This window comes from Manganibacter manganicus (genome assembly GCF_002075885.1).
Lineage (GTDB): Bacteria > Pseudomonadota > Alphaproteobacteria > Rhizobiales > Rhizobiaceae > Mesorhizobium > Mesorhizobium manganicum.
Genome location: NZ_MDET01000003.1, coordinates 65,571 through 78,322, shown reverse-complemented (window position 1 = coordinate 78,322; position 12,752 = coordinate 65,571). Strand labels below are relative to the sequence as shown.

At 62.3% G+C, this 12,752-nt stretch carries 13 protein-coding genes; all 13 read right to left on the bottom strand.

Translation table 11 applies throughout. The features are described 5' to 3' along the window. Nucleotides 1-5 precede the first annotated feature (5 nt). Nucleotides 6-410 (bottom strand): flagellar hook assembly protein FlgD, encoded by a 405-nt coding sequence (gene flgD / locus BFN67_RS03270; protein ID WP_080918179.1) that lies wholly within the window; start codon nucleotides 408-410, stop codon nucleotides 6-8. Nucleotide 411: 1 nt separating this feature from the next. Beyond that, the gene (gene flbT, locus BFN67_RS03265) at nucleotides 412-852 is read right to left on the bottom strand and encodes a flagellar biosynthesis repressor FlbT (protein ID WP_080918178.1); all 441 of its coding nucleotides are present in this window, start codon (nucleotides 850-852) and stop codon (nucleotides 412-414) included. After that, nucleotides 849-1,196, bottom strand: a complete 348-nt coding sequence (gene flaF / locus BFN67_RS03260; RefSeq protein ID WP_080918177.1) for a flagellar biosynthesis regulator FlaF — start codon at nucleotides 1,194-1,196, stop codon at nucleotides 849-851. Before flaF ends, flbT begins: the two co-directional genes overlap by 4 nt. A gap of 15 nt (nucleotides 1,197-1,211) precedes the next feature. Beyond that, complete coding sequence (locus BFN67_RS03255) at nucleotides 1,212-2,258, bottom strand: flagellar hook-associated family protein (RefSeq protein WP_080918176.1); 1,047 nt, start codon at nucleotides 2,256-2,258, stop codon at nucleotides 1,212-1,214. Nucleotides 2,259-2,260: 2 nt separating this feature from the next. Further along, nucleotides 2,261-3,727, bottom strand: coding sequence for a flagellar hook-associated protein FlgK (gene flgK, locus BFN67_RS03250; RefSeq protein ID WP_080918175.1), 1,467 nt, complete (start codon nucleotides 3,725-3,727; stop codon nucleotides 2,261-2,263). 27 nt (nucleotides 3,728-3,754) lie between these two features. Further along, nucleotides 3,755-5,011, bottom strand: coding sequence for a flagellar hook protein FlgE (locus tag BFN67_RS03245; protein ID WP_080918174.1), 1,257 nt, complete (start codon nucleotides 5,009-5,011; stop codon nucleotides 3,755-3,757). A gap of 103 nt (nucleotides 5,012-5,114) precedes the next feature. Continuing rightward, a complete protein-coding gene (locus BFN67_RS03240) occupies nucleotides 5,115-5,786 on the bottom strand; it encodes a response regulator transcription factor (RefSeq protein WP_080918173.1) in 672 nt (223 codons plus the stop codon). A gap of 216 nt (nucleotides 5,787-6,002) precedes the next feature. Beyond that, on the bottom strand, nucleotides 6,003-6,500 hold the full coding sequence (locus BFN67_RS03235; RefSeq protein ID WP_139789014.1) for a transglycosylase SLT domain-containing protein: 498 nt from the start codon (nucleotides 6,498-6,500) through the stop codon (nucleotides 6,003-6,005). Nucleotides 6,501-6,522: 22 nt separating this feature from the next. After that, nucleotides 6,523-7,839, bottom strand: a complete 1,317-nt coding sequence (locus BFN67_RS03230; RefSeq protein WP_080918171.1) for a flagellar hook-length control protein FliK — start codon at nucleotides 7,837-7,839, stop codon at nucleotides 6,523-6,525. Beyond that, nucleotides 7,836-9,212, bottom strand: a complete 1,377-nt coding sequence (locus tag BFN67_RS03225; protein ID WP_080918170.1) for a chemotaxis protein MotC — start codon at nucleotides 9,210-9,212, stop codon at nucleotides 7,836-7,838. The genes BFN67_RS03230 and BFN67_RS03225 overlap by 4 nt, the downstream gene beginning before the upstream one ends. Beyond that, the gene (locus tag BFN67_RS03220; protein ID WP_080918169.1) at nucleotides 9,212-10,456 is read right to left on the bottom strand and encodes a MotB family protein; all 1,245 of its coding nucleotides are present in this window, start codon (nucleotides 10,454-10,456) and stop codon (nucleotides 9,212-9,214) included. The genes BFN67_RS03225 and BFN67_RS03220 overlap by 1 nt, the downstream gene beginning before the upstream one ends. Continuing rightward, the gene (locus tag BFN67_RS03215) at nucleotides 10,453-11,082 is read right to left on the bottom strand and encodes a hypothetical protein (RefSeq protein ID WP_080918168.1); all 630 of its coding nucleotides are present in this window, start codon (nucleotides 11,080-11,082) and stop codon (nucleotides 10,453-10,455) included. Before BFN67_RS03215 ends, BFN67_RS03220 begins: the two co-directional genes overlap by 4 nt. A gap of 6 nt (nucleotides 11,083-11,088) precedes the next feature. Then, nucleotides 11,089-12,723 carry a flagellar basal-body MS-ring/collar protein FliF gene (gene fliF / locus BFN67_RS03210; RefSeq protein ID WP_080918240.1) on the bottom strand — a complete coding sequence of 545 codons (1,635 nt, stop codon included), beginning with the start codon at nucleotides 12,721-12,723 and terminating at the stop codon, nucleotides 11,089-11,091. Nucleotides 12,724-12,752: the final 29 nt, after the last annotated feature.

The following is a 12,752-nucleotide window of genomic DNA, read 5'->3' as shown; positions in this document are numbered from 1 at the left end:
CGAGTTCAGCCTATAGCCGTTATCGAAACGCCGGGACCCACGGCCACTTCGGAACCATTCTCCAGTATTGCGACAAGGCCGGAGTTTGCCAGACGGACTTCCTTGACGGTTCCGGTTGTGCTGCCGTCGGCCGATGTTATCGAGCGTCCGATCAGGGAATCGGCTTGCGCAAGCGCCGATGATTGCATGATCTGATCGAGCTTGTTGTTGGTCTGAACCGTCTGCTCCACTTGGGAAAAGGTGGCCAGTTGGGAGACGTACTGGGTCGAATCCATCGGCTGGGTTGGATCCTGGTTCTTCATCTGCGCGATCATCAGCTTGAGAAAGGAATTGTAATCGACCGTCGTCTTGGATTTGGCCGGTGTCTGGCTGATACCTGGCGGCAGGGTCGTATTCATGTTCACGGTCATATCATTGTGCTCCTACGGCCAAGGGGAGGGAGGCTTCGGTTGCGATTTGCCCGCCCTGGAGGATTCTGCGTTCCGCAGGGTAAAGCGAGCGGATCGCCTTCAGCGCCTCGTAGATTTTCCCTTCGTTGACAAGCTGGTCGATATGTTTGAGCGCATTGAGTATCTGCGTATCGTCAAAACTCGCCAGCAGAAGATCAAGCGACCGGCGGAACATGACGAGTGCCTCTGCCGCGCCTTGCGGGTTCATCAGCATGACCTGCACGATGAAGTAAAGCTGTTTGAGCGGGGTTGAGGCATCTTCCGGCTGGATCACATGGCTGTCCAGCAGGAATTGCACATCGTTAAGCAGTTCGATGGTTGCTTTGCGATCGACCTTGATGACCGCGCCGTTGATGTAGATTTTTTCATTGGCTCTTAGTGACAGCTTCAGCGTGCTGTTCATTGGATACCGTCGCGTATGATCTGGGAGACCTCGATCAACCCATCGAAATTATCGGTGCGTCCCTGGCGTATGTCTTCGATTTCGCGTAGCAGCCACAGCCCGATCGAGATCAAATTGGCTCGCAGTTCCTTGGGAAGAGCATTATCGGGCGAGCCGAGGTCCTCAATGAGAACACTCCAGACGCGATTGGTGAAATGCAGCGCCTCGACCGCTTGCAGGCTGTTGGCCCCGCTTGTCGCCGCCGTTGTCAGAAGGTCGATCGAACGGGTGAGGAGTTGCCGCTCGCGATCCTTGGCATCTGCCGCCGAGTCGGTTTGTATATCGGCATAAGAGTACTGATACATGGCGCCGGCCTCTCGTCAGGTCAGATAGTTCAACAGGCTGAGTTGCTGGATGCGGGCCGTCAGCGCGAACGACGTCTGAATATGAGTCATCAAATCGTTGACGCGGGTCGCGGCCTCATAGGGGTCAACACCTTCAAGATCGAGCAGATGCTTCTTGAACAGATCGGTTTGCGTCTTCATGCGATCGCTGGCGTCAGACACGCTCTTCTGCACGATACCGGTCTGGGCCCGGATCTGGCTCAAGTCGCTGATTGCTTGCCCCGACAGGGAGAGTGCGCGGGTGGCGGCGGCCTTCCTGGCCTCGTCGCTCAGATTCCCGGAAAACAGATCCGTGGCCATGGCTGCGGCCATCGCCAGTTTGCGGATGCCCTCATTGTTGGCACTGACGGAAGTCTCGACCGTCTCGTTAAGCGATATGCGGCTGACGATGCCCTGATCGGTGGCGCTCGACCAGTTACCCCAACCGGCGCCTAGAAATTGTGGCTCGACCTTGGTGATGATGAAATCGTCGATCTGCGCGGCCGTTATACTGGCCGCTGCCGGATCGTCCTTGGTGAAGCCGAAATGACTGAAAAAGGCGGCATCGAAGGCGGCCTTGGCAGGTGAATCCGCCGCCGTGAAGTCGTCAAGCGGCTTGATGTCGGTGTTGGTGCCAGCGAATAGATACTCGCCGTTGAGAGCGGTGTTCGCAAGACCGGTCAACGATTGCAATGTCGCCTTGCCGCTATCCGAGAGGACCGCACCGGATAGGTCGCCCGTCGTCGCCGTCGTCAGTGTTTCCATGAGTGTCTGGGCGAGGGCGCCGATCTGATCGAGCGCGCTTTGCGTCGTGCCGAGACGCAAGGCCACCAGTCCGTTGGAATCGATAATGGTGTTCAGGCGATCGAGGTCCCGGTGAAAATTGACCGATTGCGAGGCTCTGGTTCCGAGTGCCAACCCGGTGTCAGCGACCTTCAGCGTCGTCATCTCCTTCTGTGCCTCGACCAATTCCATCTGCATGTGCATCTGCGAGTAGCGCATGGCGTTGGAAACGGAGGCGGAGGAAACAGATACGGTCTTCATCTCTACCTCACCGCCTCGAGGAGTGCGTCGAGCATTGTGCCGACAGTCGACATCAAGCGGGCGGATGCCTGATAAGTATGCTCAAGGTCGAGCATCAGCGACATTTCGGTATCGACATTGACGCCGGTGGCGTTCGAAAGTGCGTCTGCACTGCGCTGTGCAAGCGCCTCCTTGGTGGCGGCATCGGAGGATGCGAGCTGCCTTTGGCCGGCAACCCAGCCGATGGAATCCGATGCAAAGCCGGCGAGACCTGACGAGCTGCCGCCAATCTCGGTTGCAGGGTCGAAGCTCATCGGTTGCTCAAGCCGGTCGCCATAGGCGATCAGCAGATCCGCGTAAGAGGAGCCGGCGCCTGATGGTTTGACGATGTAGGCCGCGCCGTTGATGCCGCCGTCGCGCAACAGAGCGAGATTGCCGCCCCGGCTCGGATCGATCACAGCATTGATCGTGATGCTGCCGGCAAGGCCGTCGACCAGAGTTCCAGCGGCGGGCACCAGCGGCGGAATCGGAGCGCCTGCCCATGTGAACAGGCCGGCAAAGCGGGGTTGCCCCAGTCCGGGTTCGGCTTCGGAAAATGCGGTGACCAGACCGCGCGCGATCTCGTCCAATTGGCTTTGCATGGTGGCGGCGGTGCCATCGCGCAGTTGCAGCAAGCCACCCAACTTGCCCCCGGCGTCCGGCCCGTCGAGCGAAAGCGGAACATTGTCGATATAGACGGTGTTGCCGTTCATGCCGGCGGTGTAGCCAGGTGAGGCCTCGAAGCTTACCGAGCGCGGGACGGTCTCGAACAAGGTCGAGCCGCCGGCGGTGATGACGACCATATCGTTGTCACCGCGCGTATAGCTCGAAACCGGGACGTATTCGGAAATCTTCTTCAGCAAACCATCGCGCTGGTCGAGCGCATCGGAAACATCCGTGCCCGCGCGCGTACCGGAAACCACCACTTCGTTGGCCGTCTGGAACTGGCCGAGAAGGGCATTCAGCTTGGCCGCCGCATCGGCGATCTGGCCGTCCGCATCCGTCCGGAAAGCCTGGATCTGCTGTGTTCCCTGGTTCAGCGATTGCGTCACGCGCCGTGCCGCCTCGACCACATTGGTGCCCAGGGTCTGTTTCGAGGGCGATGTCGCATAAAGCTGCAAGGCTTTTTGCAAGTCAGTGATCGCCGTTGACGGCGAGGCGGCATTGTCCACGCCGTTGACGGCGAGATCCAGCCTGTCAAGACCGCCGGCGAGTGTGCTCTTGCCGCTCCAGGCGGAAAGGGCAGCGAGGTTCTGGCGCAGAAGCTGGTCATTGGCGGCGCGCTGGATCGTGACAACGCGGGCGCCTGGCGCCATGCTGATGACCGTGGCCGTGCGCCGCGAGTAATCCAGGCTGGAGGCATCCGCGACATTGCGCGCGACGGTTGCCGTCTGGCGCGATGTTGCCAGAAGCGCCGATTGTGCGATGGTCAATGCGGACGACAGGGACATGCTACTCTTTCACCGGCCTTGCAGAGCCTATCTCTTCAGGTTGACAAGGACGTCCATCAGATCCGATCCGGTCTGGAAGACCTTGGAATTCGCGGTGTAGGACCGCTGGGCTGCGATCATGTCCGTCAGCTCTTCCGCGATATCGACATTGGAATTTTCAAGTGCGCCGGAAACGATCGTGCCGGCCTTGCCTTCATTGGCGAAACCGATCTTGATCGCGCCGGAATCCGTACCCTGGGCGTAAACGTTACCGGCCAGAACGGTGAGTTGGTCCGGGCTTTGCACGTCGGCCAGCGGGATCTTGTAGAGTGCCTTGGCGGAGCCGTCCTTGTATTGAGCGTAGATGACGCCGTCGCCGCTGATCTGCACTTTGTCGATCGTGCCGGGCGCGCTGCCATTGACGGCGCCGTCGGTTACAGTGAAGCCGGTGCCAAGTTGGCTGAGCTTCGACAGATCGAGATCGAGTGACGCGCCGCCCGGAACGGTGAATGTCACGCTGTCGGGAGCGCCGGTGAGTTTGCCGGTGCCGGCGTCGAACGCCAGGTTGACCGAGCCCAGAGCACCGCCGGCATAGGGAAACGAAGTTCCCGGCGTCGCCTTCGACTGGTCGAACACCGAGACCTGCCAGCTATTGTCGGAGGTCTTGGTGAAATAGACGTCGAGCAGCACCTTGTTACCGAGGTTGTCGTAGGCGACCAGCGAGGATTTGTTGGTGTATTGCGCCGTCGCGCTGTTGGTGGAAGGCAGGTCGCCGGCGGCGACCGACGCGGCCCCGCTCGGCAGATTGCCATTGAAATAACCTTCCGTGCTCGGCACAGCAGTCATTTCCTGATCGGAAATGCGCACCGGAACCAGGCCGGAGAAACCGTTCACGGTGGCGGCTGGAGTGCCGTTTTCATAGCTGTAGGCCATCAACTGATAGCCTGCGGCGTTGATCAGCCGGCCTTCACCATCCGGCACAAAGGAGCCGGCGCGGGTGAGGAACGGCGAGCCGCTGGGGTCCTGGACGACGAAGAAGCCGTTGCCGTTGACCGCCAGGTCGGAAACCGATGTGGTGTATTGCAGCACGCCGGGTGCCGAGATTGAATTCCGCACGGTGGTGGTGATGCCGCCGGAATTGTAGGCGCCGCCGGTATTCGGCATGACAAGGGTGGAAAAAGCTGTCGATGCGCGTTTGTAGCCGGTGGTATCGGCGTTGGCGATATTGTCGGCTGTTGCCGACAGGCGGTTTGCTTGCGCATTCATGCCCGAAACGCCGGTTCGCATCATTCCATACAGGCTCATCGCGACGGCTCCTTGTTGTCCTTTGCGGTCGGCGCGAGGTTAGGCCGGCAGACTTGCGCGAAGCTGGTGGCGGGCTTTTGGATGCCTCGTGGCCCGAGAGGCATCAGACGATCAGCCGGTAGCCGAGGAATCGCTTGGAATCGACGGGATCCTGGCCCAGCCTTTCACGCAGCTTCTTGCGCAGCTTGCTGATGTGGCTTTCGACGACATTTTCTTCGACTTCTTCATCGAAAATGCCGTAGATGGCATTGAAAACCTGGGTCTTGGTAACGCGGCGACCGCGATTGGCCGCGAGATATTCCAGGATACGGCGCTCACGCCGCGGCAAAGGCAGCGGTGCGCCGTCGATTTCGGGATCGCGGCCATCCATGAAGATGCGCAATGCGCCGATCTGGATCCATGGCGTTGCATCCGCCTCGGCCCGGCGCCGGATCGCGGCGATGCGCGCCAGGATCTCGCGAATATGAACCGGCTTGCGCACCACGTCATCAACGCCGGATTCAAACAGGCGCAGTGTGTTTTCCAGTGAATTCTGCTCGCTGAGCGCGATAACCGGCGCGCCCGTGCGGCCGCGTATTTGTCGCGGAGAGACCGTGCCCTCGCGGCAATCGCCGATCAGGAAGGCCCGAACCGATTTTAGATCGGCTTCCGGTGCGCTCGACACCCATGCGTCGAACTCGTCCGGCGCAAAGCCCGCGCAGGCGACGCCCTCGCGATCAAAAAGTGAGTTGTACCCCTCGGTCACAAGCTCACGCTCGTCAACGACCACGATCATCGGCCCGCCCTCCGAATCAAAATTTATTAACCCCGGTAATGAAGTAGCCGTTGAGGCGAAGCGGGAACAACCGTGAAATCTTGTAGATGGTTTCTTGGGAGTACGGGAATCGCTAAGGTTGCATTGCCTGACGGGGCAGGCACATGCGGCGAGACTGCAAGCCCTTGTCGGTCATGGGATAGAGGCTGGGGCAAAGCTCAATTTCGGCTGTACAACTCAGGGGTTGCAGAAGGCGCGGGCGTTTGTCGTCCAGCGCCCGAAGCCGACCGCCACCATATTGGTGATCACGCGGCAGACATAGGTTTTTTGTGCCGGGTCATTGTCGGGACCGGCATGATAGCGGGCGACGGCCATCGACCATGATTCATGCCGGGCGTGAAGCCTTGCGAGGAAGCGTGCCGCGTAATCGACGTTGCGGTGTGGATCGAGCATGTCGGCCAAGCCGCGAAAATGCGCGGCGTGATAATGCTGGTTGATCTGCATGCAGCCGAGATCGATCAGCACCTTGCCTTGCTGAAGGGCGGCCTCGGCCTTGGCGACAGCTTCGGCCCGGCTTGCGGGAAAGAAGGCCTTGCCTTCGATGTTCAGCGCGTTGGGTTGCAGGCTGCCCTTGCGCCCGGTTTCGGTCAGGCCGACCGCATAGAGAATACCGGCTGGAATGCCATAGCGATCGGCGGCGCGCAGGATTTCCGGCTCGCAGGGGTTGGCCTGCATGGTTGCTGCCGATGCGGGCAGGCTAGATGACCAGGCCGCGACCAGAATGGCCGCCGTCAGGCGTCCAAGCGCGATGGCTGCCGCCTTGTTCCTGCCCGTGGCCTTGCCCCGATTGCTGCCCATTCGAGCCTCCGCTGCCTGCCTGTCCCTGCTGCTGAAAGGATTGATCGCGCCCCGCCGATGCTAACCCGGCGCCGACATCCGGTCTTGCAGGTGCAACCGCTGCGAGTGCTGGCTGCAGCAGCGTGACCTTGCCGATATCGAAGCCGAGATCGCGTATCGAGCGCGCGATGGTGTCGGTATCGGATGCGAGATGGCGCCAGGCTTCGTGTGTTTGCGGCGTGATCTCGATGGAGAGTTGCCCGCCGGCAAGACGGAGCCCGACCTGCACCATTCCAAGTTCCGCCGGATGCAGTTCGATCTTGAGCATATGCGTCGGAGCAAGGTGAGAAGGAGCGGAAAAGGTGCTTGTCCCGGCTGTGGGAAGCATCGCTTGCCAGTTGGTGTCGCCGGCAATGGAGCCGACAAGGCTGAGTGCCGTCCGGCCGATCTGGTGGTGCACGGGTGCGGGAATGGACTGGGCCGCGATCACCGATACCCGTTCCGCAGCGGGATGCGCGCCAATCGGGACGGTGCGGGGCGACTGTTCATCCGGCTTGGCTGACGGACTGCCAGATACGCCCTTGAGTTGTAAGTCCGGCGGCGCGTCGGCCATCGCCGGATCGAATCGTGGAGAGGCGGCGTCGCTCGAAGTGATCGTCGATTGGGGTGGGAATATCCGAGGTCCGTCCGATTTCGATGGCGGCTGTGGCTGGACAGAATCCTTTCCGGCCACGGCTGTCCTGTTTTCCTGTTGCGCGGACAAGCCGCCCATGGCGAAGGCGGCGGTGGAACCTGAATCTGCCGTTGTCGTCCTGCCTGTGCCGGTTACCTGAAGGGCTGACATCAGGACATTCTGTGCGGGCTGCCTGTCATTCGCCGATTGGCGGTCCTTGCCATCTTTGCCTTCCGGGGTTTCCGGCTCGGTCCTGGCAGGTTGTTTCTCCTCGCTGCTTGTGTTGCCCGCGCGTGCGATGAACCATTCAGGCGGCAGCCTGCCCGCTCTGTCTGCGTGCTTTTCCTGTTCATTTGCGATGTTGGGAATGATTGTTGGGTTTGGGCTGCCTTCGATGTCCTGCTTTCTCGAAGGCATCTGCTGCGCCTTATCCAGAATCTGGCTGAAAGCACCGGTTTTGCTCGATTCCGCGTCGCTGGTGCTTCTCGGTGGCGGCGGTGTGGAGCGGCTCTGGGCATCGGTTGCAATGTTGGGAGTATTGTTGGGACCAATGTTGGGTGTCATTGCGGAGAAGCTCCGAGCAATTGATCGATCATGTCGAGCTTGCGTTTCGTGCGGGCTATGGCCGCTGCCGTGGGGTCGTCGGTAGGCACCGCCGCCGTCGCCGCGTTCGCTTCGGGTGCGTTCCGGCTGACGCCGGCAAGATCGGCTGGCGATGGCCTTCCCTCCTGCTGTCCGCTTTCTGGCTCGGGCAAAACGCCTTCCACGGGAGGCAGGCCGCTCTCGTCCACGGTTGCCTCGGGCCTGGCCGGGTCGGCCGATGCTTTGGGCGCAGCGCGATCATTCGTGCCGGGCAGGGGATCGGCCTTGGCGGCAAGAATCGGCGGCGGCGGCGCAACGACTTCCCGCGCCACGATTTGCGCCGCGTCCAGGAGCTTGCGGTCGCTTGCCGAGAGGCCGCTCCGGTCGATCTTCTGCAATGCCTTTCCGAGTTCAGGAATGGTCGCGGAGGTGAGGGCGGAGAGGCTGCTGTAAAGCAGGCCGCGCGGATCGTCGGGGCGGGTCGGCGAGTGATCCGCTCTTGCTTTCGCTGCGGCGAAGGCTGAAAGGTCAGTCAACCCGGCGATGGCGGCGCTGCGGGCGATGCGCAGATAGATGACCCGCTCGCGTTCGGCATCCATCATGGCCGTGATGTCGGCGATCCTGTCCCGGCTGACGGTCTGGTTCAAGGCGACGACGCCGGCGACAAATGAATCGGCGAACTGGCTCGCATAGGGCGAATGGAGGAAGCGCTCGACATATTGCGTCGATGCCAGAGCAAAGCGGCCTGCATCGCCAACGGTGATCGCAATGCCGGTGGAGCGCCGCAAGGCGGCTTCCTCGACAAGCGTGCCGGGGCTGAGCAGCCGGGCCTGATCGAGCAGGCGAAGGGCCTGTTCCGGTTTTTCCGCGCCGAGCAGCGAGCCTTTGACCAGGGCGACGAAAGCGCCGAGGTCGGCGGGCATGGCCATCGGATCGATCGGCTTGAGCGCCTCGATCGCGGCAGCCGGCCGGCCGCAGAGATAGGCCAGTACGCCGTCCATCAGGGCGCGCTGGCTGGCGTCAAGCGCCATGCGCGCGCTTGAGGTTTTCACGGTAAGCGGGTTGCCGCCGCTCATGCCATAGACCAGCAGCGCCCGGAAATTCTCCGGCGTCGTGAGGTCTTGCGGGTCTGTCGCCCGAAGGCTGGCATCGATCATTTCGAGCAGCTTGGCCTGCATGGGCAGAGTCGCGTGATCGCCGGCGGCGATGCGGTCCTGCACCAGTTGCAGGGAACGCACGAACTGGTAGAGTTGCAGTGGCTCGGCTGCCGGCGCGCGCGCCGGAAATGCCAACCCCGCTAGGGCCGCCCCCGCCAACGTGATGCCGGCGATGCAGAGCCGTGCCGCGCGCCGCATCAGTCGGTCTCCAGCAGGATCTCGATGCGCCGGTTGACGGCCGATAGCGGGTTGTTCTTGTCCTTGAGTTGCCGGTCGGCGAAACCCGCCACCTCGGTGATGCGCGCCTCGTCCACGCCGCCGCGCACCAGCATGTAATAGGCGGCATGGGCGCGGGCGGTCGAAAGGCGCCAATTGTCATAGGTGTCGCCCTTGAACGGCCTGGCGTCGGTGTGCCCCTGAATGACGATCCTGCCCTTCTGGCCCTCGACGATGCGGCCGATCTTGTCCATGGCCAGCACCAGATCGCGGCTGGGCGTGGCCGAGCCGATTTGGAACATGCCGAAATCGAGTTGATCGGTGATCGAGATGACGACGCCCTTGTCGGTCGCCTCGACCGAGATGCCCTTGCTGATCGTCTCGCCAGGCTTGAACGCCTCGGCAAGTTCGGCCTCGACCTGCGCCGCGGCCTTGACGCTCTCTTCCGTCGGCTTCGGCCGGGTCTTTTCGAGAGGCGGAAGCTCGGTTGCCGTGTCTGCGGTCCTGACCTGTAGGCCCGAACTGTCCGGAAGGGGCTTTTCAGCCGTCATGGACACCGCTTCCGTTTTCGGATTCGGGGCCTCGGCCGCCTTGTCGCCGGGTTTTAATGGCGGGTCTTCGATCTTTGGCCGCTCGGCGCTGGCTTCGGCAAGTGGTGTCGCCACCTGCTGCGACCAGAAATCGGGTGCGAACGGGTCGCGATAGGATTGCCCGCCCGAAGCGCCGGTGGCCGGGCCGGACGTCTGCGCGCCGCCTTCGCCCTTGCGGCTGACATTTTGCATCGTGCCGGCGTCCATGGCGATTTCAGCCAGCACCGCATAGGGATCGGTAAACAGCTTTTCATCGGAAGGATATTTCGTGCCCTGGTCGCTCTGCTGGGCGTTGGAGGTGGCCTTGCCCGCTTCGCTCTGGCCGTTCTCGCTGTCGTCTTCCTGCGTGCTGCCGGCTGGCGGGCCTTCACCTTTCTGGCCGGTGCCGAGACTGGAAAGCCCCTTGCTGCCGGTGTTTCGATCCATCAGCTTGATAGGGTTGAAATAGCTGGCGACGGCGGATTTCGTCTGGTCGTTGGCGGCGTTGATCAGCCACATCACCAGGAAGAAGCACATCAATGCCGTCATGAAATCTGCGAAGGCGATTTTCCACACACCGCCGTGATGCGCGTCGTCGTGGTCGTCACGGTTGCGACGCACGATGATGATCTCCTGTCGCGGCTGGTCCATATTCATGCAAGGACCTCCGAAAGCGCGCCCGACCATTCGGCCATGCGGGTTTCGAACACGACATCGTCGATCGTGACCGTCAGGTCGAAGCCGTCGGCCTCGCTGAAATCGAGATTGCCGGCGAGCCCGCCGAGGGCGGTTTGCAAGGTCTCGAACAGGAGCGCCGGGCCGCGAATCTTGATGCGCACGGCCTCGCCGTCGCGCATCGCATCGCTAAGCGTGGCGGTCAGCGCCTCCAATGAGCGGCGCTGTAAATCGTTACTCAGATGCCCGCCCAGCAAGCGCGCCACCGCTGTTGCGGTGAGCGTGGCGACGCGCTGTTCCATTTCGGTCATGTGCGCTGCCACGGCTTTGCCGACATCGTCGCCAAGCGTTTCCAGAAACGCGGTCTTTTCAGCAAGATGCGCGGCTTGCAAGGCCGAGATCTCGGCCTGATGGGCTTCGTTCAGCCGCAATGCCAGCGCGGTTTCGGCTTCCGCCACCGCCTCGGCGACAAGGGCGCCGAGATCGCGCTCGGGAACCGTGGGTTCAATACTCTCCGGCGACGTGCATGCACCGTTTCGGGCAGCCCTGGATGCCTTCGGCGCTGTTGTCCCGAAATCCGGCAGGAGATCGAATAAAGCGGCGTTCATTGTCGATCAGGCCGCCGCTTCCGCGGACGCCCATTTGCGCAATATGGTGGCGGTGCGTTCTTCGTTGATGTCGACCATGCGCGCCAGCCTTTCCTGCGGCGCCGGCCTGAGCTTGCGGCGCAAATCGTCGATCGCCGGCGCGGGGGCGTTGTCGGCGCCCGGCAGAGCGGGGGTGTCCGCCGCCACGTCCTGCGGCGTCGGCAGCGATCGCTGCACGTCATCGAAGCTTGGGGCGGCGGCGATTGCCGGCTGGGCGGTCAGCGCCGCGGCCATCGGTTTCAGGCCGAAGAACGCGACCAGAAAGACAACGACGATGAAAGCGGCGGCATTGATGAGGCTGCCGGTGTAATGGCTGAGTGCATCGAGCATGCCGGGCTGTTCCACCGGCACGCCGTCCAGCCCGTCGATGAATTCCACCGCCTGCACCTCGATGATGTCGCCGCGCTTTTCGTCGAAGCCGGTGGCGGAGGCGACGACCTTCTGGATTTCGGCGATGCGGGTGTCGATCTGGTCCGGGGTTGCGGATTTGCCGAGGATCGCGGCCAGCCGCTTGCGGTCCACCACCACGGCGACCGACATTCGGGTCAAGGTGTAGCCGTTGGAAACGGTGGCGATCTTCTTGGAGTTGATCTCGTAATTGGTGATCTCCTCGCGGCGGTCGTTCTGCGAACTCGACTTCTGGCCGTTGGTGGCTTCCGGCTGCGCTTCGGGCAGGTTCTGTTCGACGGTGGTGGGCGTGGAGCCCTGCATCTGGTTGCTGGCCTCGTTGGCCTTCACCGACTGCACCGAACGCTCGACGCGCGAATTGGGGTCGAAGATGGTTTCCTCGGTCTGGCGGCTGTCGGTGTTGACGTCGGCCTTGACGCTGGCGCGGAAATTGTCCGGCCCGAGATAGGGCGAGAGCGCGCGGCGGATGTTTTCCTCGATCTGGGCTTCCACGGTCTGCTCGACGCCGAGCGTGCGGGCGGCGCTGCTGTTGGACGGGTCATCGCCGGAGGCGAGCAGGGTGCCGTGGGAGTCGAGAATGGTGACATTTTCAACCGAAAGCGCCGGAACGGCGGCGGCGACGAGGTGGCGGATCGACATGGCGGTCTTTTCCGCGTCGCTGCCGCTGTAGCGGATGACGACGGAGGCCGAGGGCTTTTGTTCTTCGCGGCGGAAATTCGCGCGTTCGGCCATGACGATATGGACGCGCGCCGCCTTGATGCCGGAAAGCGACTGGATGGTGCGGGCGATCTCGCCTTCCAGCGCGCGCACGCGAGTGACCTGCTGCATGAAGGAGGTGAGGCCGAGCGAGCCGATATTGTCGAACAGCTCGTAGCCGGCATTGGCGCTGGTCGGCAGGCCCTTTTCGGCCAAAAGCATGCGCGCCCGCGCCGTGTTGCCGGCGGAAACCAGCACGCTGGTGCCGTCCGCCCCGACATCGAACTTGATGCCGGCTTCGCCAAGCACCATGCCGATCTGGTTCACGTCCGAGCGTTCGAGCCCGACATAGAGCGTCTCATAGGCGGGGCGGTTGAGATAGAGCGCGCCGACGCCGATCACGGCCATCACCAGCGCGGTGATGGCGCCCATCAGCATCAGCCTTCTGGTGCCGAAGGCCTGCAGATTGGAGACGATTCTCTGGACTTGTTCCGGCACGGATTGCTCCTCGCACAATTGCGCCGGGT